This window comes from Treponema vincentii (assembly GCF_010365865.1).
In the GTDB taxonomy this organism is placed as follows: domain Bacteria; phylum Spirochaetota; class Spirochaetia; order Treponematales; family Treponemataceae; genus Treponema.
This window is the reverse complement of record NZ_CP048020.1, coordinates 1,451,224-1,476,949: the sequence shown is the minus strand read 5'-3', so window position 1 is coordinate 1,476,949 and position 25,726 is coordinate 1,451,224. Positions and strand designations below refer to the sequence as shown.

General features: G+C 42.8%; 25 protein-coding genes. 15 read left to right on the top strand and 10 right to left on the bottom strand.

The annotated features are described in order from the left end of the window. The first annotated feature begins 23 nt into the window (after window positions 1–23). Genes GWP43_RS06960 through ispH form a run of 3 tightly spaced genes read left to right on the top strand, consistent with a single transcriptional unit; the run spans window position 24 to window position 3,240 of the window. Entirely contained in the window at window positions 24–1,103 is a 1,080-nt protein-coding gene (locus tag GWP43_RS06960) for a 3-dehydroquinate synthase (RefSeq protein WP_162663560.1), read from the top strand. Further along, on the top strand, window positions 1,100–2,287 hold the full coding sequence (locus GWP43_RS06955) for a cysteine desulfurase family protein (protein WP_162663559.1): 1,188 nt from the start codon (window positions 1,100–1,102) through the stop codon (window positions 2,285–2,287). Before GWP43_RS06960 ends, GWP43_RS06955 begins: the two co-directional genes overlap by 4 nt. Before the next feature lie 41 nt (window positions 2,288–2,328). Next, window positions 2,329–3,240 (top strand): 4-hydroxy-3-methylbut-2-enyl diphosphate reductase, encoded by a 912-nt coding sequence (gene ispH, locus GWP43_RS06950; protein ID WP_162663558.1) that lies wholly within the window; start codon window positions 2,329–2,331, stop codon window positions 3,238–3,240. A gap of 97 nt (window positions 3,241–3,337) precedes the next feature. Here the strand turns inward: ispH and GWP43_RS06945 are convergent, their stop codons facing one another. Together GWP43_RS06945 and GWP43_RS06940 are read right to left on the bottom strand one after the other, a co-directional pair. Continuing rightward, on the bottom strand, window positions 3,338–5,413 hold the full coding sequence (locus GWP43_RS06945; protein ID WP_162663557.1) for an adenylate/guanylate cyclase domain-containing protein: 2,076 nt from the start codon (window positions 5,411–5,413) through the stop codon (window positions 3,338–3,340). Beyond that, window positions 5,410–7,290 carry an adenylate/guanylate cyclase domain-containing protein gene (locus tag GWP43_RS06940; protein WP_162663556.1) on the bottom strand — a complete coding sequence of 627 codons (1,881 nt, stop codon included), beginning with the start codon at window positions 7,288–7,290 and terminating at the stop codon, window positions 5,410–5,412. The genes GWP43_RS06945 and GWP43_RS06940 overlap by 4 nt, the downstream gene beginning before the upstream one ends. 207 nt (window positions 7,291–7,497) lie before the next feature. Here GWP43_RS06940 and GWP43_RS06935 point away from each other — a divergent pair, with 207 nt between their 5' ends. From GWP43_RS06935 to dnaB, 7 genes are all read left to right on the top strand, one after another. Then, the gene (locus tag GWP43_RS06935) at window positions 7,498–8,202 is read left to right on the top strand and encodes a hypothetical protein (protein WP_230978133.1); all 705 of its coding nucleotides are present in this window, start codon (window positions 7,498–7,500) and stop codon (window positions 8,200–8,202) included. Between the two features lie 37 nt (window positions 8,203–8,239). Then, window positions 8,240–8,440, top strand: a complete 201-nt coding sequence (locus tag GWP43_RS14785) for a hypothetical protein (protein WP_230978132.1) — start codon at window positions 8,240–8,242, stop codon at window positions 8,438–8,440. A 320-nt stretch (window positions 8,441–8,760) separates the two neighbouring features. Further along, entirely contained in the window at window positions 8,761–9,042 is a 282-nt protein-coding gene (gene rpsF, locus GWP43_RS06930; RefSeq protein ID WP_162663555.1) for a 30S ribosomal protein S6, read from the top strand. A gap of 15 nt (window positions 9,043–9,057) precedes the next feature. Further along, complete coding sequence (gene ssb / locus GWP43_RS06925; protein WP_162663554.1) at window positions 9,058–9,537, top strand: single-stranded DNA-binding protein; 480 nt, start codon at window positions 9,058–9,060, stop codon at window positions 9,535–9,537. A 12-nt stretch (window positions 9,538–9,549) separates the two neighbouring features. After that, the gene (gene rpsR, locus GWP43_RS06920) at window positions 9,550–9,864 is read left to right on the top strand and encodes a 30S ribosomal protein S18 (RefSeq protein ID WP_162663553.1); all 315 of its coding nucleotides are present in this window, start codon (window positions 9,550–9,552) and stop codon (window positions 9,862–9,864) included. Between the two features lie 138 nt (window positions 9,865–10,002). Next, window positions 10,003–10,608, top strand: coding sequence for a 50S ribosomal protein L9 (gene rplI / locus GWP43_RS06915; protein WP_162663552.1), 606 nt, complete (start codon window positions 10,003–10,005; stop codon window positions 10,606–10,608). A 161-nt stretch (window positions 10,609–10,769) separates the two neighbouring features. Continuing rightward, window positions 10,770–12,095: a replicative DNA helicase gene (gene dnaB, locus GWP43_RS06910; RefSeq protein ID WP_162663551.1), complete on the top strand. Its 1,326-nt coding sequence runs from the start codon at window positions 10,770–10,772 to the stop codon at window positions 12,093–12,095. A gap of 34 nt (window positions 12,096–12,129) precedes the next feature. Here the strand turns inward: dnaB and GWP43_RS06905 are convergent, their stop codons facing one another. Continuing rightward, window positions 12,130–13,467, bottom strand: a complete 1,338-nt coding sequence (locus tag GWP43_RS06905; RefSeq protein WP_162663550.1) for a CapA family protein — start codon at window positions 13,465–13,467, stop codon at window positions 12,130–12,132. Between the two features lie 87 nt (window positions 13,468–13,554). Here GWP43_RS06905 and GWP43_RS06900 point away from each other — a divergent pair, with 87 nt between their 5' ends. After that, the gene (locus GWP43_RS06900) at window positions 13,555–14,301 is read left to right on the top strand and encodes a hypothetical protein (RefSeq protein WP_230978131.1); all 747 of its coding nucleotides are present in this window, start codon (window positions 13,555–13,557) and stop codon (window positions 14,299–14,301) included. A gap of 113 nt (window positions 14,302–14,414) precedes the next feature. On the opposite strand, the gene GWP43_RS06895 is transcribed toward GWP43_RS06900, so the two are convergent. Genes GWP43_RS06895 through murG form a run of 3 tightly spaced genes read right to left on the bottom strand, consistent with a single transcriptional unit; the run spans window position 14,415 to window position 17,334 of the window. Then, entirely contained in the window at window positions 14,415–15,713 is a 1,299-nt protein-coding gene (locus tag GWP43_RS06895; protein ID WP_162663549.1) for a hypothetical protein, read from the bottom strand. 14 nt (window positions 15,714–15,727) lie between these two features. Then, a complete protein-coding gene (locus GWP43_RS06890; RefSeq protein WP_162663548.1) occupies window positions 15,728–16,216 on the bottom strand; it encodes a CvpA family protein in 489 nt (162 codons plus the stop codon). Continuing rightward, a complete protein-coding gene (gene murG, locus GWP43_RS06885) occupies window positions 16,213–17,334 on the bottom strand; it encodes an undecaprenyldiphospho-muramoylpentapeptide beta-N-acetylglucosaminyltransferase (protein ID WP_162663547.1) in 1,122 nt (373 codons plus the stop codon). Before murG ends, GWP43_RS06890 begins: the two co-directional genes overlap by 4 nt. A gap of 92 nt (window positions 17,335–17,426) precedes the next feature. Between murG and GWP43_RS06880 the strand changes: the two genes are divergently transcribed. The 4 genes from GWP43_RS06880 to GWP43_RS06865 all read left to right on the top strand — a co-directional run bounded on the left by GWP43_RS06880 (window position 17,427) and on the right by GWP43_RS06865 (window position 20,462). Then, on the top strand, window positions 17,427–18,347 hold the full coding sequence (locus GWP43_RS06880; protein ID WP_162663546.1) for a bifunctional 5,10-methylenetetrahydrofolate dehydrogenase/5,10-methenyltetrahydrofolate cyclohydrolase: 921 nt from the start codon (window positions 17,427–17,429) through the stop codon (window positions 18,345–18,347). Between the two features lie 119 nt (window positions 18,348–18,466). Further along, the gene (locus GWP43_RS06875; RefSeq protein ID WP_414162731.1) at window positions 18,467–19,057 is read left to right on the top strand and encodes an IMPACT family protein; all 591 of its coding nucleotides are present in this window, start codon (window positions 18,467–18,469) and stop codon (window positions 19,055–19,057) included. Between the two features lie 40 nt (window positions 19,058–19,097). Continuing rightward, the gene (gene ruvA / locus GWP43_RS06870; RefSeq protein WP_162663544.1) at window positions 19,098–19,706 is read left to right on the top strand and encodes a Holliday junction branch migration protein RuvA; all 609 of its coding nucleotides are present in this window, start codon (window positions 19,098–19,100) and stop codon (window positions 19,704–19,706) included. Between the two features lie 57 nt (window positions 19,707–19,763). Next, window positions 19,764–20,462, top strand: coding sequence for a GntR family transcriptional regulator (locus GWP43_RS06865; protein ID WP_044016458.1), 699 nt, complete (start codon window positions 19,764–19,766; stop codon window positions 20,460–20,462). A 180-nt stretch (window positions 20,463–20,642) separates the two neighbouring features. On the opposite strand, the gene GWP43_RS06860 is transcribed toward GWP43_RS06865, so the two are convergent. The 4 genes from GWP43_RS06860 to GWP43_RS06845 all read right to left on the bottom strand — a co-directional run bounded on the left by GWP43_RS06860 (window position 20,643) and on the right by GWP43_RS06845 (window position 25,632). Next, a complete protein-coding gene (locus GWP43_RS06860; RefSeq protein WP_230978130.1) occupies window positions 20,643–21,203 on the bottom strand; it encodes a CDP-alcohol phosphatidyltransferase family protein in 561 nt (186 codons plus the stop codon). Between the two features lie 106 nt (window positions 21,204–21,309). Next, window positions 21,310–21,894: a TetR/AcrR family transcriptional regulator gene (locus GWP43_RS06855; RefSeq protein WP_162663542.1), complete on the bottom strand. Its 585-nt coding sequence runs from the start codon at window positions 21,892–21,894 to the stop codon at window positions 21,310–21,312. 280 nt (window positions 21,895–22,174) lie between these two features. Then, on the bottom strand, window positions 22,175–23,893 hold the full coding sequence (locus GWP43_RS06850; RefSeq protein WP_162663541.1) for an ABC transporter ATP-binding protein: 1,719 nt from the start codon (window positions 23,891–23,893) through the stop codon (window positions 22,175–22,177). A gap of 2 nt (window positions 23,894–23,895) precedes the next feature. Next, window positions 23,896–25,632 (bottom strand): ABC transporter ATP-binding protein, encoded by a 1,737-nt coding sequence (locus GWP43_RS06845; RefSeq protein ID WP_162663540.1) that lies wholly within the window; start codon window positions 25,630–25,632, stop codon window positions 23,896–23,898. Window positions 25,633–25,726 lie beyond the last annotated feature (94 nt).

Genomic DNA, 25,726 nt, shown 5'->3' with positions numbered 1-25,726 from the left:
TTTGTCGGCTACAACAGACGCCTATGAAATCATTACCGCAATCATTTTCATTTTCTACGCCGCACGGCACTACACAGGTATGGTACTCAGATACCATCCGGCTCCCTCAACTTTCGGAAAAAAAGGGGAGTGTAGACGCATTGTATGTATGCGACGAGCATACGCTCCCGCTCTTACGACAAGCTGAATATTTTTCCATGCAAGTACCGCTGGTAGTACTACCGGCAGGGGATGAAGCAAAAAACTTAGACTCCCTTACTCTTATTGCCGAGAAAGCTGCAGAATACGAACTTGACCGGCATGCCTGTTTTATCGCATTCGGCGGCGGCGTAGTATGCGACATAACCGCCCTTGCCGCTTCGCTCTATATGCGCGGCATACAGTGTATTCTGGTGCCGACAACCGTACTCGCGATGGCGGATGCAAGCATCGGCGGAAAAACAGCAGTGAATCTTTCCGGTTATAAAAATCTTATCGGTACATTTTACGCCGCTTCATCGATTCACCTCTGTTTTCCGGTGCTCCGTTCCTTGCCTGAGGCCGAATATCGTTCGGGGCTTGCTGAAATACTGAAAACTGCCGTCCTCTACGATACCGAACTGTATCAGATGTTTTTAACACAGCATGATGAAATTATCGGTAGAGATAAGGCCTGTATCTCTACGATGATACGCCGCGCTGCGGAGGCTAAGGCGCAAGTTGTCGAGCGGGACTTTACCGAACAAGGAGAACGCGCTTTCTTAAATTTCGGACACACCTTCGCCCATGCTCTTGAAAGTTTAGCTCATTTTTCCATACCACATGGAGATGCCGTCGCATGGGGTATGTCTCGCGCCTTAGCCGTAGGACTTCGTCTACAGCTTACCGATAAAAACTACGCCAACTCCCTCACGGCAATTCTTAGCTGTTACGGCTGGTGTACAACACCTGTCTACTTTAGTATACTATCTAATACAGATTCTTTTGCGGATGCTATTATTGCGCGCATGAAAAAAGATAAAAAGAACCGAGGTGGGATGATTCGACTTGTTCTTCAAGAGAATATTCTCAAAACACAGGTACGTGAAGTCGATACTTCTATAATACGGGAGGTACTGATATGATTTATCTGGATTGGGCCGCATCGGCGATACCCTACACCGATGAGATTGAAGCTGCTTATCGTGAGGCGACAGCAGTGTTCGCAAATCCTTCAGCACAGCACCGCTTCGGAAAAGAGGCACGGAATATGCTGGAAAAAGCCCGCAGCCGCTGCGCCGCAGTGCTCGGTGTTCCCGCAGAAACGCTTTATTTTACCTCCGGCGCTTCCGAATCAAACAGTCTCGTACTCCTTTCATTATTAACCCGTCCGGCAACCGGCAGTCTGATTATCAGCAATATCGAACACCCGTCGGTACGAGAACAAGCCGCCGTATTGGAGCACTGCGGCTGGACGATTTTAAAAGCTCCTTCCGATAAGAGCGGCTGCATTACCCCCGATGCGGTATTGCATACCCTGCGGGAAGATACCGTGTTGGTTGCAATTATGGGCGTTAACAACGAGATTGGATCTGTGCAGCCGGTTCGAGATATTGCACAAGCTCTCAAAGCACATACAGCCGGAAAAAGACCCGTTCATTTCCATGTTGATATGGTACAATCGATCGGAAAATTACCGGTCGCGGAGCTTGGACTTGCCGATGTGCATTCCGCTTCGATGAGCGCCCATAAGATCGGCGGGCTGCGCGGTATCGGCCTTTTATACTTAAAACAACCCTTAAACTCCGGTATCCGCGGCGGCTCACAGGAGCGCAACATTCGACCCGGAACGGAAAACCTTGCCGGTGCCTGTGCGCTTGCCCGCTGTCTTGAAAAAACATATACGGATTTTCAGCAAAAATTTGAGCGGGCAGGGGAGTTGTCTCGATTCCTCATCGAAGCGTTGTGCCGAATCCCCGAATGTTCGATTATCCCTTCCGCAAGAATACCAGTCGAAAAAATATCGAATGCCGCAGTACCGGATAACATCAAGTGTGCCCATGCATTTTCACCGTGGATTATACAAGCGAGCTTTAAGAATGTTCCGGCAGAAGTCATGACACGATGCCTTTCCGATCGCGATATCTTTGTATCGGCCGGTTCAGCATGTTCTTCAAAGACAAAAGTTCGGCCGATACTGGCAGCTCTTTCCGTTAGTCCCGAAATTGCACAAAATGCTATACGTATTTCCATCGGACACAGCACGGAAAAAAGTGATTTGGAACAATTCGTTGCAGCTGTGAGAGAAGTCGTTACAGATTTTAATTAACGGTATTTTAATTAACGGTATTATGGTAAAAAAGGTGTAAAATGATAAAGCTCGACGATATACCGCATCCGCAAGAACAGCATCGACAGGTGAAGCGTGCAAAAGTACTTGGTTACTGTATGGGAGTACGAAGGGCGGTTGAGGCGGTATATCGTGCTCTTGCCAAGTATCCTGACAAAACGGTTTATACGTATGGCCCACTCATTCACAATCCGGTAACGATACGGCTTTTAGAAGCGAAGGGGGTACGCATCGTAAACCCCGATGAGGAGCTGAAATCTCAGATTACTCCCGACTCACCGATTATTATCAGAGCACACGGTATCGCTCCGAAAAAACGGCAAGAATTGATAGACTGTGGCGCAATCATTATCGATGCAACCTGCCCGCGTGTCATTGCAAGCCAACTGAGGGCTGCACAGTATTCAAAAAAAGGTTATACGGTTATCCTCGCCGGGGATAAAAACCATGGAGAACTAATCGGAATTAAAGGATATGCTTTGTCAGTTCCAAATGGTAAGTGTATTACCGTGCAGACGGCTGCAGAAGCGGAAAAACTGCAATATGATGGAGCGCCTACCGTTCTGATTGCCCAAACCACCATTAAACGGGAAGAATACCGCGCAATTGCCAAAATCCTTAATAGTAAAATTCCAAACCTTACCGTTTTGGAAACTATTTGTCCGGCGACCGACGAACGGCAGGAGGCGCTCATGGAGCTCGTAGAAGAAGTTGATGCAATACTCGTTATCGGCGGCGGTAATTCCGCCAATACCCGCCGTCTTTTGCAAACTGCCATCGACAGCAGTAAACCTGCATGGCTTGCCGAATCCGCCGATGATATTCCTCAGGATGTGTATCAGTACGGAACAATCGGCCTTGCTGCCGGCGCTTCAACTCCTGACAGTAGCATTGATGCGATCGAAAAACGACTACTAGACAAATCTCTATAAAACGTTATATAATAAATAGTTGAAATATGCTATTAATAATGAGCGTTCTGTCTACTAAAATGTTTATCTTAAAGCATAAAGTCGTTATGTCAATACTCTAAGAATTATCCGACAACATCCCTATTATCAATCTTTGATAATAGAGTGCTAACGGATCATCAGAAAATATTTCCAGCGATTGTGTAAGATATGTTTGGGCTCGGGCGTAATCTCTTTCTTTGATGGATTTAAGCGCTTTTTCAATACGGGATGCTGTCTGTCGTTTTTTATTTTGTATATCAGGCATATCACAATCGTAAACTTCATAAAGTACGCTTTGCTCCGCTTCTCCGATAATCGGCGATTCTTGAATACACCGTATGTGAAAATCTTCTGGTCGCTTAAGTGATCGGAAAATCGATTCAGAAATAATAATTGTATTGGAATATATCTTTGTCGCGGCTTGCAATTCTTCTGCTGTATAACAAGTATTTGAAATAACAACGCTGTCTAATCGGCTATCATTTCCGATGACACCTAAGAGTATTCTCCCTGTATCAATCCCGATACCTGCCCTAATTTTAATAGATTGGAGATTCTTTAGCTGTATACACTTTTCCTGTAATTTCTTCTGGATTTCAATTCCGCATAATACTGCTGTATCGGAATTTTCGGGAAACAATGCAGTAAAACCGTCACCAAGGAACTTCATAATCACCCCGCCGTACTGCCGGATAATAGGAGCTACCAAAGCAAAATAGTTATTAAGCAATATAAAAACTTCGTCAGGACTCAGTTGTTCCGATATACTGGTAAAAGATCGGATATCAATTGAAAGAACAGTCATCGACAATTCCGAGAAATCTCCGGTATTTATCTCAGTAATACTGGTTTTCTGGAGAAACATCAATAATTGATTAGGGAAAAAACGACGCAATGCTGTTTGGATCCTTTTCAGTTCCTCTACCAGCTGTTCAATCTGGTGTATTGCTTCTGCATATCCGTCGATGCTCATAATGACGGCAATAATAATTGCGACCATTGCGCCTTCTTGCAAGAGTAATTTACCCGAAACAATCCATTGGCTTACCAGTGTATCATACAGCGCAAAGCCGGCAAGTATACATAATACAATAGCAATCCATATTGCAGACTTCTCCCTTTTAACCAGTGCACGAATAATGATTACCGCGTCGTAAATGGCAGCAATAAATACAAGTGCCTGTTGCATATATAAATAACGGGATACGAGAAGCGTTGGTGCAATAACAATAAAGGTAGTTGATAATAGGCAAATTACAATAATACTTCGATAAACAGATGTATAGCGGATATTTAAAATCTTATTAATAAATATTGTGAAAAACAATGCCGCTAATGGCATGGAAGAATAACGCAAAATAAAATACAACTTCCATGGAATTGCAGGCCAAATATAAGCAAGAATATGCGGATAGAATACACTAATTCGAATACTAATCGTTATAGCAGCAAATGCAAACCATAATATATAGGGTATTTTTTTATAATTTAAGTGCAGTATGATAAAAAAGATACTAAACAGCAACAGTACGGTAGATGCAATATTATAAAATAAAAGATTGAATACAAAAGATCGATTTAACATTTCAGCGGAACCAAGGATAATTGATTGATCTGTTCCCCCATATCGATTATGAAAATTAGATATATTTATGATAATATCGGCAGTACCGTTCTTTAGTGGCTTGAAAGTTGCAATGCTGATCGTTTTCCCCGGTATCTCCGTCCGCGCAGATACACCGGGTTGCCCTTGCCCTGCCCTATCAATACCGTTAATAACAATGGTACAACTTGAGAGAATATGACTCAATTGAAGCGCATATACCTTATTAGGGTTAAGCCCGACAATACGTAATCCGTATGAGGCATAACCAAAGTCGGTTTTCAGCGCGGTTTCGCTGAGCCTACCTGGTAACGGTGCATATAACGGCCGCGTATTATCTTTAAAATAATAGAACTGATTAGGAGTAAAATACCATTGGCCTCTAATATTAAACACATCTTGATCATTATGCACTGGCAATGTTAACAGCCCATGCTGTACCGTTACTGTATATTCTCGAAGATTCTGTATTGGTTTTTCTCTACTAATAAATGTTATCATAAGGATCATACAAAAAAAAGGAAAAGCGCCTACAAGTATCTTTTTCATAGTAAATTGACCTCATAAACATTTATTAAATTTCTTTTACCGTGGAATTTTATTTTTCCGTAATAAAAGCAGGTATGTGTACGCCAATAACTTTCAAGAAGCTGTTCTCTAACGGTTTCACTGATAATGATATTAACATTCTTTTCAGTCGCATAACTATACATTCGAGAAGAAATATTCACCACATCGGAAATAACTGTTGTATCCATTCGCTCCGGTTCCCCGATAGTCCCCATCATTAATTTCCCATAATGAATTCCTGAAGAGATGTGAAGCGGCGGTAAGGATTGCTCCTGCCTATGTATATTAATTTTTTTAATGAGCTGTGTAATCTCAATAATACAATCCACCGTGTCTTCTGCAGTGCCGTAAAAAAGAACCATTAATCCATCTGTTAAATACTTATCAATGAATCCGTTATATTTTTTAATAATAGGATTAGCTGCTTGGATAACGGTATTATATAAAATCAACAGTTCTTCACGCGCACTGCTTGATGAAAGTTTTGCTTTAATACCAAGATGGATAAAGGCAATAAACATATTTTTATGAATATTATCACCAAGTGAAATATCCGTAACATTTTTCTTATTCAAAAATTGTAAAAATTCATTTGGAAAGAATCGTTGAAAAGATATATTTGTCTTTTGGATCGATTCGATCATCTGCTCTTGTGTCTTAAAAGCTGCAGAAAAATGCCGAATGACAATAAATGCCATCGGAATCATCAGCAGTAATACTCCAAAATGAGAAATAAACGGGGCATTAATAAGACCGTTCGAAATTAAACCGTCAAATATTGCTGCGCTGATGAATAATAAAAATGAAATTAAAAATGTTAACGCAAATGGTTTTCGTTTAATTAATGCATAAGCAACCACTATACATGCAATCACCGAAAGAAATAAGATATAAAGTTGTACAATAAGTAATATTCCGACGAATACCGGTATTGGAGTGATGAGTGTTATTAAACCATACAAGATCAATGGAATAGTTAAAAAATAAAAAACCTTTGGCGGTTTTTTGATGAACAGATTAAGAATAAAGAGAAATGTAAATACAGCACAAAACGGAAAGGTGAAGTATCCGAGTCGATACATAATATTCGTCGATACGTTCGGAAAGAAATCTCTTAACAAAAAGTCATTGTAACAAAGTGTCCTAATGGCAAAGCTATAGCAAAGCAATCCAAAGAGGCCTGCAGTGGTTTCTCTCCTATAAAACAGAAATAAAGAAATAAAGAAAGTAGCCATACTGAATAAGATAGAAAATATGCCGGAGGAAACAAGCTTATCCAATACTATTTTTGTTTGTAATGTTGAATAAAGGCCAAAAAGAAAAGGTGTTTCTACCCCCGGGTTTCTATCATGAAAATTCGATAAATGAACAACAATGGTTGCTTCGGTTTCATTATTAAGCGGCAAGATAACCGTATCAGCGTGCCAATCAAATATTTCTTCTTTAAAATTTTTTCCGGGCGTTCCAGATGTATAGAATAGGTTACCATTCAGATATACCGTAAAAGCTGACGATGTACGAGTAAAATGGATCGCATATACCTTTTGAGGCTCAAAACCGCGGATTCTTACTGCATACGAAGCATATCCTTGTACCGGTTGTGGAGGTGTATATGTTGTCCAGCCGAATTCGATCGGCTGAAAATGTGTATATATCTCGAGCGGCATAATCGGAGAAACAAACTCTTTTTCCGCATATGCCCATGAACCTTTTAACGAATAAACTATATCTTTATCAATATCCGAAATATCATAAATACCATTTGAAACATACAATTGCTCGACCTTTGTACAAGACATGGTATAAAGACTTAGCGCAAATAGTATAATAATGGACGCTATACCTTTAATTTTCACAATTAATTAATCCTTTAATTCTTGACACTGTCGTATTCTAAGTACAGCAACTTTATTAAATTTCCTCAATTTACTATATAAATGAGGTTATGTCTAGGATAATTCTTAAAGTGCTATTAAAGTGTTCAATATGAGGGCATTAAAGGGTTTTATTGGTTATGATGACGGCTAAACAAAATACAAGCTATATGATATACTATTGTTGCTGTGAGATATATTAAATACCTTTATATCATTTTATTTTTTATTCTTTCGCTCCCCTGCCCTGCTCAGCCGCTTGCCGGTATTTGGGAAAATTCGGAACGTTTTATTGAATATATCGGGAAGGCAGACGAAGCTGCAGAAGATACATTGCGGATAGTTCTCAAGACTCATTATCGCTTTGTGTATGAGGATATGGGTAGCTACCCCGTCAAGGTAAAACAAGAAGATCGAAGGAATATTTATTCACTGAATATCCGTTACCAGGGATTCAGAACTCCGATAACAACAAGCGTATGGGTGTATGATAACGGATTATTTTCCTCATTTTATAAAAAGAGACCTTATAATCTTGTTACCGATAGACGAGAAAGCCTCTCTTCTTCTGTGTCTGCAGAAACGGATGCCCATTTGCAACCGGTACTTACACCGGAAACAGCGATTTTGGATGGTTTTTGGGTTGAACAGGGGTTCCGAAACGGCATCTTGATATATCAGCAAGAGGCTCCTGCTTTTTTTGATGCCTTTTTCTTCAATGGGACACAGTATATCAAATTTCGCTATTGGATAGGCGATTTTGAGTACAAAGAAAAATATGCAGGGTTTGCATTCGATGACGGATTACAAGTAACCGTACCAAAGTTTATCCGGCAATATGATGCCATATACAGCTGCGTAACCGATAACGGGTCTAGGCTTAAAAAACTATGAAAAAGGCGCCGTATCGATCAGCAATGGCAAAAATGGTATGCGCCAGCTGACGCTTATACCACAGGGGGGCGGACCGGGAACTTATGCAATTGGAGATGTGTATCCGAATCAAAAATATCCGAAGGTACAATCGCTCCCGTTATATTATAGTGAAACGGATACCGCCTTTGCATTTGGCGAGCCTTTTTTTAATCCGATCATCAATTTCAGACTTGCAGGGAGAAATAAAACGGCATAATAGTCTCAAACGGCCACCGCCTGAACCGCTCCTTAAAGCCGATGAACTTGACTTTTATTGGGAGCGGATTAAGGAAATACGCAAACAAAACTAAAATCATAACGCTTAACATCAGATGATGGTTAATTCTTTAATTATGAAATGCAGCATTGACTGAACAAGTCTTTTTATACTATACTGAAATCTATGCTTTACCTCTCTATGAATGGGTTTTATTGCTATTCATCTAAGATGAGGTAAACGCTATATCGGGGTTTAAAGCCCGATAAATAAACTCCATCCCGTAGTAAATACGGGGCTAATGGCCATCAGGAGGGCACATGAGAAAGTATGAGTTGATGACTGTCTTTCCTATTGAGGAAGCACAGTTCAAACAGGGGATTGAAGAAGCCCGATCCGTTCTGGGGGACTTCAACGTCCAAATTGATTCCGAAGACCCATTCGGAGACCGTGAATTAACGTATGAAATCAAAAAAAAGACAAAGGGGCGCTATGTATTGTTCAATATCCATGCCGAACCGGATAAGATTATCGAAATAGACCGCAAGTTTAAACTAAATCAAAACCTTTTGACTTTTTTATTTATCAAAATTGATGAATAATTCGGGAGGATATTGATGGCAGATATAAACCATGTCGTACTTGTCGGCAGACTTACCCGTGATGCGGAATTAAAATATACTCAAGGAGGAGCTGCCGTATGCAAGTTTTCGATTGCAATTAACCGACGGCGGAAAAACGGTGAAGAATGGGTTGAAGAAGTAAACTATTTCGACATCGTACTTTGGGGCAGACAGGGTGAAGCGCTTAACCAATACCTTGTGAAAGGAAAACAGGTTGCTGTTGACGGTGAACTTCGGCAAAACCGATGGGAACAGGACGGGCAATCCCGCAGTAAAGTAGAAATTATCGCGAATAATCTTCAGCTTTTAGGAGGCGGTTCCGGAAGCGGTCAGCAGACAAGTAGCGGCAATCGGGAAGCATATCAGCGATCAAATGCGCCTTCGGCATATCAGGCTCGGCAAAATATGTCACCGGCTAATGACGGTTATGAAGCTGATTTTGATAATGCTAATTATGACAATATTCCATTTTAAGGAGAACAAAACATGTCGGACGAGACACTGAATACCGTTGAAGCGGACACAAATACACAGGAAAATCCTCGCGAAGGAGGAGGAAACGAAGAACGCCAGGTAAATAAAAAAGGAAAAATGTTTTTCCGTAAAAAGGTTTGTCGATTCTGTTCGCAAAAGGCAAAAATCGATTATAAAGACCCTGATTCTTTGCGGCGCTTTATTACCGAACGCGGAAAGATTTTACCACGCCGTATTACCGGAACTTGTGCGAAGCATCAGCGTAAGCTTGCGCTTGAAATCAAGCGTGCGCGCGCATTAGCGTTACTTCCTTACGTTGTAGACTAAGAGTTGATACACTCCTAAAAACACGGTTTTTAGGAGTATTTAAATTGTCTGCTGCCGGATTCCAACTCCTGGAATACCGGTCAGCTATCGTTTTATCATTATGTACCGTTGTAACGGTACGCCTATAAGGAGCTTGAAATGAAAGTAATTTTAAATGAAGATGTCAAACACCTCGGAGAAGAGGGGGATATTAAGGACGTTGCCAAAGGGTATGCCCGTAACTATTTGTTTCCGCGGAATTTAGCAGTTCCCTGCAATTCTTTTACCCTTGCCCATTTTGAAAGCCGTAAAGAGGAGATAGAGCAGCGGAAAGCGGTGAAACGGCAGAATGCAGCAGGCTTAAAAGAGCAGCTTGAAAACCTCACACTGACTATCGTAATGCCCGCAGGTCCCAATGGGAAGCTGTACGGTGCGGTTACCAACCAAACCGTTTCCGATGAACTGCAGAAACTTGGATTCGAAATTGAACGGAAGCGTATTGAATTGCCCGGCCTTACCTTTAAAAGTGTGGGGCATTATAACGCGACCCTCAAACTGTATGAAGCGGCTGTTGCGGTGCTTCCCATCGTGGTAGAGGCACAGCCTGAGGCTGAAAAAACGGCCGAGGCAAAACCGGAGAAACGCTCTCGCCGCCACCATGAAGGGGACGAAGCTGAGACTCGGGCAGAAGCAACTGAAGGACAGCAAGCTGAAGCTACCCAAGAAGAAGTAAAAGCAGAAGAATCTGCCAAAACGCAAGAATAGCCTACTTCTCTTATATTGATTTATCAGAGAAGGAAACGGTGTGTCACCCATCATAAAAGAGAAGTTCTATTAGGGGGCTTCTCTTTTAATTTTTAGGGTATCTATAAAAACTCGCCGGTTTTTATAGATGCTCATATATAAAAATTATCAGGGAAAATAGAATGTCAGACATGATAAAGCAGCTTTCTTCATTAAAGGATAAAATACCGCCGAATAATACGGAAGCAGAACAAGCTGTGCTCGGAGCTATCTTGCTTGACTCGGATTCTATCGGGACGGTTTTGCAGTATGTTCGTGCGGAAAGTTTTTATACAATTGCCCATCAAAAAATCTTCCAAGCTGTTGTTGATCTTTATAACGGAGGTCATCGGGTTGATCTTCTTGTTATCAGCGAACATCTGCGGCAAGAAGGTTTGCTTGATTCTGTAGGCGGTATGGCTTATATCGCCTCACTCACCGATACCGTCCCAAGCACTGCAAACGTTGCCTATTATGCAAAAATTGTCCTCGATGCTGCTATTCGTCGTTCACTCTTACGAGTTTCGCAGCAGATTTATGCCGATGTCTTTGACCAAACCGTTGCATACTCTTCCGTGCTGGAACAGGCACAGAAGAATATCTTTGATTTAACCGATGCGGGGCAATCGGCGACCTTTCATACACCGAAAGATCTTATTTTGGAAGCAATCGAGATTATCCAAGCGCGTACACAACATCGCGACGAGTTTTCTGGGATTCCTTCCGGCTTTGAATTTTTAGATAGCCTTACCAGCGGTTTTCAAAATTCCGAACTTATTATCATCGGGGCACGCCCTTCAATCGGAAAAACTGCGCTGGCACTTACCATTGCCGACTATATTTCGGTAACAAAAAAAATACCTTCCGCTTTCTTTTCGCTTGAAATGTCAAATATGCAGCTGATACATCGACTGTTCTCTCTGGAATCGCGAGTTTCCTCTTCCAAAATCCGTTCCGGGAATTTGCAGCTTGCCGATTTTCAAAAAATTCAAGATGCAGCAGGCAGACTCTATGAAGCACCGCTCTATATCGTCGATATGCCCAATATGAAGCTGCTCGATTTACGGGCGATGGCGCGGCAACTCTGCTTGCAAGAGGGGGTAAAGATTATCTTTATCGATTACCTCGGTTTAATCGCTTCGGAAAATAACGCTATTCCGCGCCATGAACGCTTTGCAGAAATTTCTCAATCGCTTAAAAGCCTCGCCCGCGAACTTAATATTCCCGTCATAGCGCTATCGCAGGTAGGGCGTGATGCTGAAGGTACAGCTCCGACACTTGCAAATTTGCGGGAATCAGGCGCAATCGAACAGGATGCTGATGTCGTTATGTTCTTACATCGCGAAAAACGCGAGAGCCCTGATACCGAGCTGATCGTTGCAAAACAACGTAACGGACCGGTTGCTACCGTCAACCTTGAGTTTATCAGCGAATGTACCCGTTTTGTTTCTAAGGCGCGGAACGAATAATAACTGAAAACGGCAAGGCTCTAAAGCTCGTGTTTTATTCGGTAGTTAGATTTATCGGAAGATATGCCTCCATAAGTTCAAGCCGCTTCGTAAAATAATTCTTTTCCTTTTCGCTGAGCGTATCTAGCCATTCCTGTGTAAAACGCTTGACAACCGGATATGCCGATTCATTGTATTGCGTTATAAGCAGCGGCAAAACCGAAAAATCCGCCCTACCCGCTTTATTTCGCGTACATGTTAATTGCAGCAATACGGCGTCTCCGGTATATTCACGATAGAATGCGGGATCATCATACCGTGTATGCCAGCGTTGCCCAGAAATAAAATTCCCCATAGAATACATACAAAAGACCTTGCACTGTTCTGAGGCAACGATTTCTTTCACATCGGATATGTCGGTATGTCTAGCATCAATTGCCATATCGGTATCAGAAGTTTTTTGATTGGTTGTGTTATCGGTCATGGTGGCTTCTTGCAAAGGTGCAGGTCGTTCGACCGTAATTGTCTCCCATGTCTGCATAACATGCGGATGATGCGCCCAAATAATATCAACTCCTGCTTCGCCAAGCTGTTTAAACCACGCCTTTTTCGCTTTCGAAACAATCCTACCGTATTCAGGTTCATTGAGATGGAGCCCTAAGACAAATAGATCGCAGGGATATCTGTTGCGTGCCTCTTTAATGACTGAAAGGAGCGCCTCTCTCCCCTGCTTTGTCGGTGCACTGTAATACAGCCGAGCTTTTGATGAATCGTAGGAATTCAAAATTTCGGTAACGGAGCAAAATAGGATATTCCATCCCTTATAAAAAAGAGGTGTTACCTGTATAGGGTCATTCTCGGAATCTTTTAAGCCGGAAAATATCAAAAACGAAGGAAGTATGCCGGAAGTGAGGCGCTCTTTCTGTACTGTCCGTATCGCAGTAAGTGTTCCATCAATACCGATCTTACCATGATCATTGGTGTGATTATTCGCGAGACTCAATACGTCAAACCCTGCTTGAACAGCAGCACGCACATAAGGTGTATGCACATTAAAACTGGGGTAGGTCGAAAGCGGTAGTACATCGCAGACCGGTGTTTCAACATTTACAAAACTTAAATCATCATTATGTAATATTTTTTCGACATCAGTGTATATTAAATCATACGACTTCATATTAAAATTCACAGTATGAGCCATAAGATCTCCTGCGAAAGTGAGCACGAGAGGAGGACTATAAGGATTGCTTCCCATAAAAAGGAGATTGCCATCGTCTATAGGGACAGCATCTTCCTCTACAACAGCCGGAATAATAACTTGCAGTGAGTCGGCAACTACACAGCATGAACAGAATACAGGCAACAGAAACATAAAAACAGAGATTCGGCGCATATATGATTACTCCTCCCCTATTAATATGCGAGGAATATTAAAAATATTCAAGACAAGATATTTTTACCTTGTCTTTTTGAATAAAATATGTTAAATTTTGTACAAATGGATACAGTATCGCTTAATAACCTTGTATTTTCTAATGCTGAAAACGGATCTGTTGAGCTGGATGCATCAACTCTTGCCGGTTTGAAAAAGATGCCTGTCGATATATTCGATAACGTATATGTCGGTGACGTAAAACCTCATGCGCTTATCCTTTGTGTCGACGTACGCGGATTCAGCAACTTTCTTTGCTCACATGATGAAAAGGCTGTGTTTTCGCTTATCACCTCGTTCACTTCAAACTTTTTATCCTGTGTAAATCAATTCGGATACGGATGCTCATACTATAAGCTCCTTGGGGACGGTGCTTTAGTTATTTGGGACGAGACAACCCCGACAACATTAGGCGAAGCGATTATGGTATTTCAAACCTATACCGAGTTTCTCGGAGAAGAACTTTTCAGTCCCTACCCCGAATTAGGGCTTGGCGGTGCTTTAGTAATGGAAAAAGTATATAAGTATGAGATATCTGCTGAAGCGTCTGCCTTAAAATATCGCGACTATGTCGGTTATGGCATCAACCTTGCATGCCGACTACAGGGACTTGCTCGCAAGTCGGAACTGATTATCAATAAAAATCTTGCGAACCTCAATGCACTGACTACCGTGATTAAGGATGCTCCTGCACTGGTTGAAGAAGCTAAACGGTTGAAAGGAGTCTTCCCTGAAGATAAGCATCCGTTATATTTTTATGCAGGCGTAAATCCGGCAAACACCTTCGGGTTATAATGCTTGGGAATCTTTAAAAACTCCCCCTGACCTCTTTATAGATACCTACTCATCGAGGCAACCTGCACTGGAAATCTAAAATGTCCAATTTGATATGCTTGCCTTGATCATCCTTAGGCAAAGGCAATCTGCTCGCTCAGTGTTTCCAGTGCTGCTTGCGGTGCACCATTAAAAATATCGACTGACTGCATCGCCGTGTGGATAAAACGAGAAACAGCAGCGTATTGCTCTAATTCCTGCGGCGTGCATGTGCCGGTGTGAATACTTTCCTGCAAAAAAGCGATAGCCGCTTCTAAGAAAAGCATATATATTCGGCGCGGTTTACAATTATTGAGCAGTTTCAGTATAACTGTAATCGACGGTTCGTAGGTTGACGGATGTTCGGACCGATAAGCCGTAAGTTTTTGAATAAGAACTGTAAATTGTCTTTTTTGTTGCTCTCCCCTATTTAAGCAATACTCCCAAAAGGCCGCGGCAGCTTCCCGAAAATATTCGGGGACAACCGGTAAAAAACTTTGCAAGTATGAAACGATACGAACCGGTTGCGATGGAGATAGCGCCACACAAAAATGCGTATCGCGAAATACCCGTTCGATTACTGCCTGTTGGTGCTTAGCTTCCCGTTCAATAAACGGGTAGGTTCGTACGCGGGATAAAATAGTGGGGATAACAGCGGCTCTGCGTGTTGTCGTTAAAATAAAAACTGCATATTCAGGAGGCTCCTCCAATATCTTGAGAAATGCGTTTCGGGCAGATTCTTGCATTTTATCAGCGTTTTCGACAATGAGTACCTTTTTTTTACCTACCGGCATTAAACGCACCCATGCGGAAGCTTTGCGTACCTGATTAACGGGAAGTGTGTCATACATACAATCTTCTTGTAGCTTTTGGCAGAAATCGGCAATTTTTATTGTTTGCTTTTCCAGTTTTTTGTCTTCTTCGCCCGATAGGTTTTCCATATTATCATATTGACTGATAAGGTCTGATAAGGCTTCCTCTATGTCGGCAAGGATCGGCGCCGCTTTAACAAACCGCGGTTCGTCCGTTTCCCACAACCGAGAATCAAATCGGGACGTAAGCTTGCGTATGGCACGGATAAAAAGGTACCGTGCAGCCGCAGTCTTTGTGGTGCAGAGCGCACGGGCAGCTGCTTTCGTTTCAAGCACGGTATCCCGTGTTCCGAGGATTAACAGATCGCTTGCCGATAGGTCTTTATGCCGTTTGCAGGATTCACAGGTACATGTCCAACTGCCGTCTGTAGCACATGAAAGAATACGTGCTGTTTCCAATGCGGCGGTGAGTTTACCGCTTGCTTCCGGCCCTGCAAAAAGCAATGCCGGTGGTACGTTACCGTGCTGTGATTCATCGCTGAGCAGCTGGATAACCGGTTGCCCGAGTACATTTTCAAACATATATGCCTCTCACCTTAGATACCGCTTCTGATCATCTGTAAGACATTATCGCTATCTATCGGAAGCGGTACCAGTACTCGCACAACAATACTGTGGGCAATAAGCTCATCAACATTAAAAAACGGCTGAAGCTGTAGGATAGCGATTATAATAATAAGCACGATATATGCTTCAAATACACCTAAAAAAAACCCGAGCGCATGATCAAGACTATTGAGAATTTCATTATTGAAAACGGCAGATATCAATAATTGTAAAAGTTTAACCGCTATAAATACTACGATAAATATCATAAAAAAAGCGATAAGCTTCATCGCCGCCGGGGAAAGTCCGCTCACCTTTGTGTGCAAAGAAAGCGGGCGATAAAACCAAAAGGCGACGGCAATTGCAAGCAAAAAGGCAGCCATTGAAAAAAACTCGTCGATAAAACCTCGGATGGTAACTTTTATGATGACAACAATACTGAAAAGCAATAGAACGGTATCAAGTATATTGATGCTCATTTTGCCATCCATTGTTGTAATAGACGGGCAATTTTAACAGCAGGTTTTTCTCCGGCAAGAGCGGAAGAGGCTTGAGCCATCGCTTTTAACTTTTCCGGATTCTCTACAAGATGAGTTAATGCACTGCAAAGCGCAGTGGGTGATGCATCTTTAGCATGAAGTGTAATAGCTGCTCCTTGCGCTGTAAAAAATTCCGCATTTTCAATTTGATCACCGCGGCTGCTGCCTTTTTCGAGCGGCAATAAGAGCATCGGCTTTCCGGCTGCAGCCGCTTCCCAGATAGTATTAGCACCTGCACGCGACATCACGAGATCGGAAGCGGCAAGAACATCGGGCATTTGCTCGACGATGAACGGGAAGGGTTTATAGCAACTGCTTAAATCCGGCCGTTCTTCCTTTAGACGCTGCTTAATCCGTTCCCCTTGCGCACGGTGCTGAGCGCCGGTTTGGTGCACAACAAAAAAAGATTCCGCAAGAAATAAAATTGTTTGCTCTACCAATACATTGATCTGGAGTGCACCGAGGCTTCCTCCTTGTACAAATAGGATCGGCTTATCACCGGTATATTGAATAAAAGTTTTGCCAGATTCCGCATCGGCTGCATAAAAACGCATTCGGACAGGGTTTCCGGTAACGATAAGCTTCTTCTGCACGGTAACCGGAAAAAATTCAGCTGTTTTTGCATAAGAGATGAGTACTTGATCGGCAAACCGCATATTGATTTTTGTGGCAAGTCCCGGTGAAAAATCACATTCGTGCGTAATAACCGGAATTTTTAAACACCGTGCGGCAACGCACGGCGGCACTGACACAAAGCCTCCTTTGGAAAACACAAAGCGGGGCTTAAGCCTTAACAGGATAATCAACGAAGCGAAGAATCCTCCGATAATTTTAAACACATCGATGAGGTTTTCGAGGCTGAAATATCGTCGGAGCTTTCCTGCCGGTATTCCGTAAAACGGAATATCAGCACTACACACATACGATCGATCGGTGCCGTTATTGGAACCTATCCAGATAATCGGTATCCCTGTTTCTTTTTTTAACACTTCTGCAACGGCAATACCGGGGAATATATGCCCTCCGGTACCGCCGCCGGTAAATATAACACAGCTCATAACTCGGCAAGTATACCAGAAAAAAGACCGTCATACAATGCGCCGGATATTCCCAAAGCGATTTTAATATACTACAATAAGAGAACTTGATTATGGCACAGATTATAGACGGCAAAAAATTAGCCGAAGCATTGACCGAAGCGGTAACACAAGAAAATGCCGCATATTGTAAAAAGCATCCGCAGCCCTGCCTTGCGATTGTATCATCGGGAAGCGATCCCGCCTCACAGGTCTACATTAAAACGAAGGTACGGGCATTGGAAAAAGCGGGAATGCAGAGCAGGATTATTCCGTATTCCGAAACAATAAGTGAGCGGGAGTTGGCAGCGTGCGTACAAAACCTGAATGCTGACGATACCGTTGACGGCATTTTAATTCAGCTGCCCCTTCCCTACCCGCTGGACAGCAAACGGATACTAGCGCCGCTCGATCCGGCTAAAGACGTCGATGGCTTTACACCGGAGAATTTGGGACGATTGCTTACCGGTAGTTCAGGCTTTATCCCCTGTACACCGCAGGGAATTATGTATGCACTGCGGCAATATGGCATACTGCTCAGCGGCGCTCATGCGGTTATTGTCGGGCGCTCTGCGATTGTCGGGAAACCACTTGCCGCCCTGCTCACTGCAGCGGATGCAACCGTTACACTCTGCCACAGTAAAACGAAAGACCTTGCCGCACTGACACGGCAGGCTGATATTTTGATTGCGGCTGCGGGACATCCGGCGCTCATTACCGGTAGCATGATAAAAAAAGGCGCCACAGTTATCGACGTGGGGATTAACCGCGTCCCCGATCCTACTGCACCCAAAAGCAGCAGGCTGACCGGCGATGTTGACTTTGAAAGCGCCGCTGAACAAGCCGGCTGGATTACCCCGGTTCCCGGCGGTGTCGATCCGTTAACCGTAGCAATGGTGTTGCGGAATACCCTGCGTGCCGCGCAGCTCCGGCACGGCTGCTTGCCGGAAATGGAAACCGGAGCACAGGCTAACACAGGCGCCGCCGGATGCTAGTTCTCAGCCGCAGCCGGGAGCAAGCCACTCGACACGAACCCACTGTAGTGCCGGACGCAGGAGTAACGGATAAACCGGCGGTTATGCCCGACATATTGATATCTATCCCCGAAGCATCGATGCCCATACCCGAAGCTGCGGCGGAACTTACCGTAAAAAAATCGGTGTTCCGTGCCGAGGTGTTTTATACGGACGATGCGCAGGAAGCTAAAGAGACCGTAAAGCGGCAAAAAGACCAATACCGCGATGCCCGGCACGTGGTACACGCCTTTGTTATCGGCGAAAGCGGCGCGGTACTCGGTTGCAGCGATGACGGAGAGCCGCCAGGCACGGCGGGACAGCCGGTTCTTGCCGTCTTAAAAGGAAGCGGAATTACCAATATTCTTGTAACCGTTACCCGCTGGTTCGGCGGTACTCTATTGGGAACAGGCGGCTTAGTCAAAGCCTATTCTACGGCGGCAAAAGAGGCGCTCGCTAAAGTACACACGGAGCCGCTTATTCAAAAAGCGGAGTTCACCTGCGAATGCAGCTATGAGAATCACAACCCGCTGCTCCGCGCCGCCGCACACCTGCCGATCAGCTTTGCACAAACGGAATTTGCACAAACCGTCCGGCTGAGCGGGTCAATTCCACTTGAATATTGCAATGAGCTTGCTCAGCTTGTTACGGAAATCACCAAGGGCGCTTCCGCGGTGCAATTTTCAGAATAGAGCATCTCTAAAAGCGGATATATTTCCAAAGGAGAAACCTATGTTTAACAGCATCAGCGGAACACTGACCGGTAAAACGGCGGAATCCATCTACATAGAAACCAATGGCATTGAATGGGAAGTTTTTGTATCTGCCCTGAGTGCAGACCGATTCGGAACTGCGGGGAGCACGGTACGGGTCTATACATGGCTCTATCATCGGGAAGATCAGATGAGGCTGTTCGGTTTTTTAACACCGGCGGAGCGGAGTCTTTTTTTGGATTTAACAAAGGTTGACGGGATTGGCCCGAAGCAAGCGCTGAAAATTCTTTCCGGCCTTGACAGCGCAGCGCTGGAAGCGGCTCTTGAGGCAGGGAATGTTGCACGGCTGCAAAGCATCCCCGGTATCGGCAAGAAAACAGCGCAAAAGATGGTGCTTGCTCTGAAAGGACAACTCACCGGATTACACGACACGGGACGGGCGGAAACCGCAAAAAAATCGGAGTTTGAGGATATCATCACGGCTCTTATCAATATGGGATACGATCGAAAGCGTGCTGCAGAAACGGTAGAATCGGTTGCGCAATCCATGCGTGCGAAAGGTATTGATCCCGCTGCAAAAGAAGAAGAGTTATTCCGTACTGCGATTGTCAATTTAAGTTCAACGTAGATAGTGAACTCAACGGAGAAATAGAGAAACCGTGAAAAAATTCCGGAAGGAGATTATATGTCTGATAAAAAAGAGTCTTTGATAGGCGGTGTAGTTGTAAAAACTTTGACATACAAAGAACAAGCTTATGAACTTATAAAAGATGCTGTTTTATTTAACCGGTTTAGAGTCGGAGCCATATACTCGCAAGATGAAATATGCGAAGAGCTCGGTATCAGCAGAACGCCTGTACGGGAAGCCTTGTTAGAATTACAAAAAGAAGGCTATGTTGCTTTTGCACGAGGGAGAGGCGTAAAAGTTGTTCCGGTTACCGATGAAATCGCCAAAGATATTTTAGAGATACGGTTATTAACGGAACAGAATAATGCATACCTCGCAGCAGCACGGGCAAATGATCAGAGTGTAAAAGATATTTTTAATTGCTTACAGAATCTTGAAGATCAACTGGAAACAAGAGACGGAATAAAACTCTATCGATTGGATCATACATTTCACAGAGCAATAGCAAAGGCAACAAACAATAAATGGCTTTATAGGGAAACGGAATTGATCTTGGATAACTATCTCCGCTTTGAAAATAAATCCGTGTACAATAATTCGATCGATGCGCAAACCGTATTTAATGAACATCTTGCTATTGCAGAAGCAATTAAAAAGAACGATCCCGATAAAGCAAAACGAATGATCAGAAAACATTTGATCAATTCATATAAACGAACGTTGAATAAAATATTCAATGATAAAGATATCCTGTAGTGTCGTATATGCGATAAAAGGCTATACTAATCTACTCTGTAGGTATGTTGTTCTCATAAGGTGGTTACAGTCGGCTTTAATACCCTTTGTTACGACGCAACCGTCGGGGTATTACCCCCGCACGAATAATAGCAGAAAAATAGGAACTGTTTACAAACAGATCATCTGAGAAAATGTTCATTATGCTAGTAGCCTGATTCGTTTGATGCTTGAAAAAATAGAAAAAAATAACAATGTAACGTATAGCACATATGACGTGCGATAAAAGATATATGCGGGCATAAATCGATCAAAGATGATAATCATTGACGGCAATGCATAAAAAACAACTGCGATATATCGCCCAATATAATCAAAGCAAAAAATATGCCGACAGCTGTTTCTATTTTGTATTGCTAGGGATGTCATGATAAATTCCACTAGCTTGAGTGCAATGAGTGCTATCATCCATAATGGAAATAACCCTTTTCGATAGAGTGCATAGCAAGAAGTTATGATATAAAAAAAATCGCAAAACACATCTGCTGCCGCACCAAGATTGCTTTGCACATGGAATGCCCGCGCAGCTTTTCCGTCAAAAAAATCGCTTGCGGCAATAGCCGTAAATAGGAATAGATACGATAGCATTTTGATTTCCTCTGCAGATACGAGTATATATGCCAAAACAGAAAGCGGTATTCTTCCCATAGTTAAACAATTAACCAAAATACTTGCCGTATAATTTTTATCTCCGTTGCGCACACAGATCTCCTTTTTAAGTATGAATGAATAAATTTTAAAATTCATTCATTTTCTGATATAAAAAACACAGGATTCTCTTTCATCTTTTAGAATAAGGCTTAAGCCGCTATGTATTAGATGAGACTTCCGACAAAATGCCTTTGACAAAATACTTTACAAATGTTTGCAGCGCTTCGCCATAACCCGTAAACTCATCCCCTGTAACATGACAGTCTATGTAGTAGATGAAATCAAATACTTTTAATATTTTCTCGATTGCATCAGAAGTGAGACTTCGTTCTCTCATCCATTTAGTAAAAATTTTCTGTAAAAAATGATGAAAAGAATTATTTTTTATGCCTGTTTTTGAATAATAGTAGCTATGCAGCATTTGTGAAACAGCGCCATTATTCCACTCGATCAGAATTTTATTATTCATAATATTTTTAAAACTGTATGAGAAAAGCTCATCAATAATTTGCTCGACATCCCCTTTCCAATCAATCTGTTGTATTAGATGACTTCGCATCGTCTCATTTTCTTCTATATAGACCGCTAAAAATATATCTTCTTTTGAAGCATAGTAGTTATAGAATGATCCGACGGCAACACCTGCTTTTTTTGCAATTTGAGCAATATTGGTGTTTTTATAGCCGTTTTTTAAAAATAATGAATGTGCTGCGGATGTCAGCCGTTCTTTTTTGTCGTCCATCTCTGTATCCTGTTGTTGATATGAATGAATATTTCATATAATTCATTCATTATTATACGCACTTTTACCTTTGTGTCAAGCGTCTTTGCACATCCTTGGGCTACGAGTTCGCTAGGCGAACTCCCTGCTGCATGAAATCAGCGGCATGGATGCCATCGCTAAAAAAATGTACATCTGTGTACATTTTTGGGCTACAAGTTTGCAAGGGCAAACTTGTGCTCAGCGAAGTACACGAACGTACTTCGTTGAACGAGCGGCGAAGTAGATATGCCGTATATTTTCAATAGGTATAGTGTTCAGTCAACCCTGATTTCTCAATCATATTTCGGTACAGCGCCGATTTTTGTAACAGCTCTGCGTGCGTACCTTCTGCATCAACTTTGCCCTGATTCATTACGATGATTTTATCAGCGTTTTCGATTGACTTTAAGCGGTGCGAAATGATAATCACCGTTTTACCTTTTATGAGCGTGTTAAGACTCTCCTGTATTTTCATTTCGTTTTCAACATCGAGCGAGGCGCTGATTTCGTCAAGGATGATAATCGGCGCATTTTTCAAAAGGGCGCGCGCAATGGAAAGACGCTGACGCTCTCCGCCGGAAAGCCTGCTGCCGTTTTCGCCGATGACTGTATTGTAGCCGTCCGGCAGCGCTTCGATAAACTCGGCGCAGTTTGCAAGACGGGCAGCTTCTTTTACGTCGTTATCGCTTGCGTTTTTATTTCCGACGCGGATATTTTCCATAATCGAGGTATTAAAAAGCCCGACATCCTGAAAGACAATCGAAATTTTATCGAAAAGGCTGTCGGTATCAATTGTTGCAATGTCTTTGCCGTCGATGAGGATTTGTCCCTTGCCGTAATCATAAAGACGGGATGCAAGCCGGAGTACGGTTGTTTTTCCGCAGCCGGAGGGACTGACAAGCGCGGTAACTTTATTTTGTTCCGCCGTAAACGAAATACCGTCGATAATCTTTTGTCCATCGTTATACGAAAACTCCACATCTTTAAATTGAATACCATAATGCTGCAAAGAAGCAGGTTCGCCTTCCTGCGTTTTTGTTTCGCGCAGCTCGTTTATGCGTTTAACCCGTGCATCGATATACATCAGCTCTGCAAGATTCATTTCTACACCTGCAACGGCATCTACAATACGGGCAGCGGCAATAATATATCCGATAAGATACAAAAGCGGGGCTGTTCCTGCAAGATACATTTTGAGTCCGAAAAATACGGTAACGCCGATGGAAAACTTTAAAAACAGCAGTGCAATGTTGAGAGGGATCGCTTGATGTGCTTCCACAGTTAAGTGCAATTTCTCCGCTTCATCGACATTGCGGTTTAGTTTTTCAGCCGTGTCTTCCGTCAGCCCATAGCTTTTAATTTCCTGTTGCAGTTCTATCGCTTCTTGAAAAAATTCCGTGCGCTCACGCTGTTTATGAAAGTCCCGCGTTGTCTCCCGTATCTGAATTTTTTTCGACAGGATTAAGAGAATAAAGCTGATAATAATCGGAACAAATACGCATAAGCCCAATCCCGGATGGGCTGCAATCATCACGACGCCAAGTATAGTCAAATAGAACACAAGACCGATTGTTTGCGGAATTGCGTGGCTCAGCGCATGTTCGATTGCAGCAACATCAGTCATCACCGTTTGCGATAAGTCGGAAACATCGTGTTTGGAAAAATACGCAAGCGGCAGCGCCTTGAGCCGGTCTGCAATATTCACGCGCAGTTCTTTACATTCTTTGAATGTCGCGGTGTAGAGCGTATTGTAATTGATATGCACAAGCACATACATCACAACTGCAAGCGCAGCAATAATACCGATATAAAATCCCGCCGACTGCAGCGTCCCGTCAAAATAACTTTGCAAAAAAAACATCATCACAAACATCGGTAGAATAAATGCGACATCCGCAAGCATCGACCATACCGATGCCGTAACAATCCCTTTTGCCCCCGATTCGGTTACCCCGAACCATTTTTGTAATTTAGTCATTGTTATACTCTCCACTCATTCGCTTTAGAATATAGATTTTGCAATCGGCTGTATTTTCCGCCCTTCTGCATCAGCTCCGCATCGCTGCCGCGTTCAACGATATTTCCGTCTTCGACAACCAAGATTTCATCGACATTTTTAATCGAGCTTAACCGGTGCGCAATCATAATAACCGTTTTGTTTTTCATCAAATTGGAAAACGCCTGCTGAATTTCGTATTCATTTTCCGGGTCGGCAGCGGCGGAGGCTTCATCAAGAATGATAATATCCGCATTTTTCAAAATAGCGCGGGCAATCGCAACACGCTGAATTTCTCCGCCAGATAAGTGTACACCCTTTGAACCGATAATCGTTTTTTCACGTTCAGGGAATTTTGCTAAAATATCTTCGCAGCGGGCAAGCCGAAGCGCATTCATCACTTCTTCATCACTTGCATTTTTATTCCCCATTTTAACATTTTCAAAAATACTTGTTTTAAAGAGCTTCGAGGTTTGGAACACAAAGGCGATACTGCGCATCAGCGCATTTTTTGAATATGACGAAATATTTTTTCCGCCGATTAAAATTTTACCCGAATTTATTTTATAAAAGCCCGAAATCAATTTTGCTATTGTACTTTTTCCTCCGCCTGATGATCCGACCAGTGCGTATGTTTTATTCGGTTCCAATGTAAAACTGACATCATTTAAAATCTTTTCTTCCGTGTAACCGAACGATACGTTTTTAAATTCAATACCGAAGTTCTCAAAGGTTTCTTCCGTACCGTGTTCAAGGTTATCCTTTTCCATATCTGCAAAAAGATTTTCGAGTTTATCTACAACGCTTTTTGCTTGAAAGTTATACATACCGACATACATCACGCGCATAAATGCCGAAAAAAGCACACCGGCGATACAGACAAAAAAGACGAGCTTTGCAATGATGAGGTTAGCGTCCGCCCCCTTGTTCATAAAATAAATAGCAGCTGGAATGGTGAACACCGCAAACAGGTTAAACAGCACTTGAAACATCACATACGGCGTACGGCAGCTGAGCGTGTACTTATATGCTAAATCGGAATAGCCGGTAATTGCTTCGTAAAACGCTTTAAAAGATTCAACCGTGCTTCTAAAGATTTTTACAATCTGCATACCGCGGACATATTCAACTGCTTCGGCATTCATCCGTTCCAACGCCGCTTGATACTTCCGCATAAAATCTTTATTGCCCATCATAAACATCATCTGCGCACCACCGATAAGAGCAACGGCAAGCAGCAAAAGCCCGAGTTTTACATCAACTGCAAATACAATGATAAACATAAAAATCGGCGTAAACAATGCGGAAATATTATCGGGAATTAAATGCGCAACCAGCATGTGCGTCTCTTGTGCATTGTCGTCAATGAGCTTACGAATTTTTCCCGACGGGTTCATATCAAAAAAAGCAAACGATGCATTCATCAAATGGTTGATTGCCGTTTTGCGTAAATTCGATTCAAGCCGGAACCCAAGCACGTGCGACGCCCACAAAGCACAAAAGTATACAACCGAATAGCCCGCCAACAGCGAAACAATCACCGTTGCGTACATCGACCCGTCCGTAACGTTTTTGGTAACCAAAAGCGCGTACAAGAACTTCCATAAAAACCAAAATGCCCCCATCTGAGAAGCAACTCCCAGCGTAGCACACACCACCGAAATATACGCACAGTGTATTTTCTCCGGCGTATATTTAAACAACCTTTTATATGTATCCATATAAAATAAACTCCTTTATTTTTTGAAAATATGCGGGCATCTGCTGCGTTGCTTCACAAAAATTAATCCTCACCGTACACAAAGTACGGCTCCG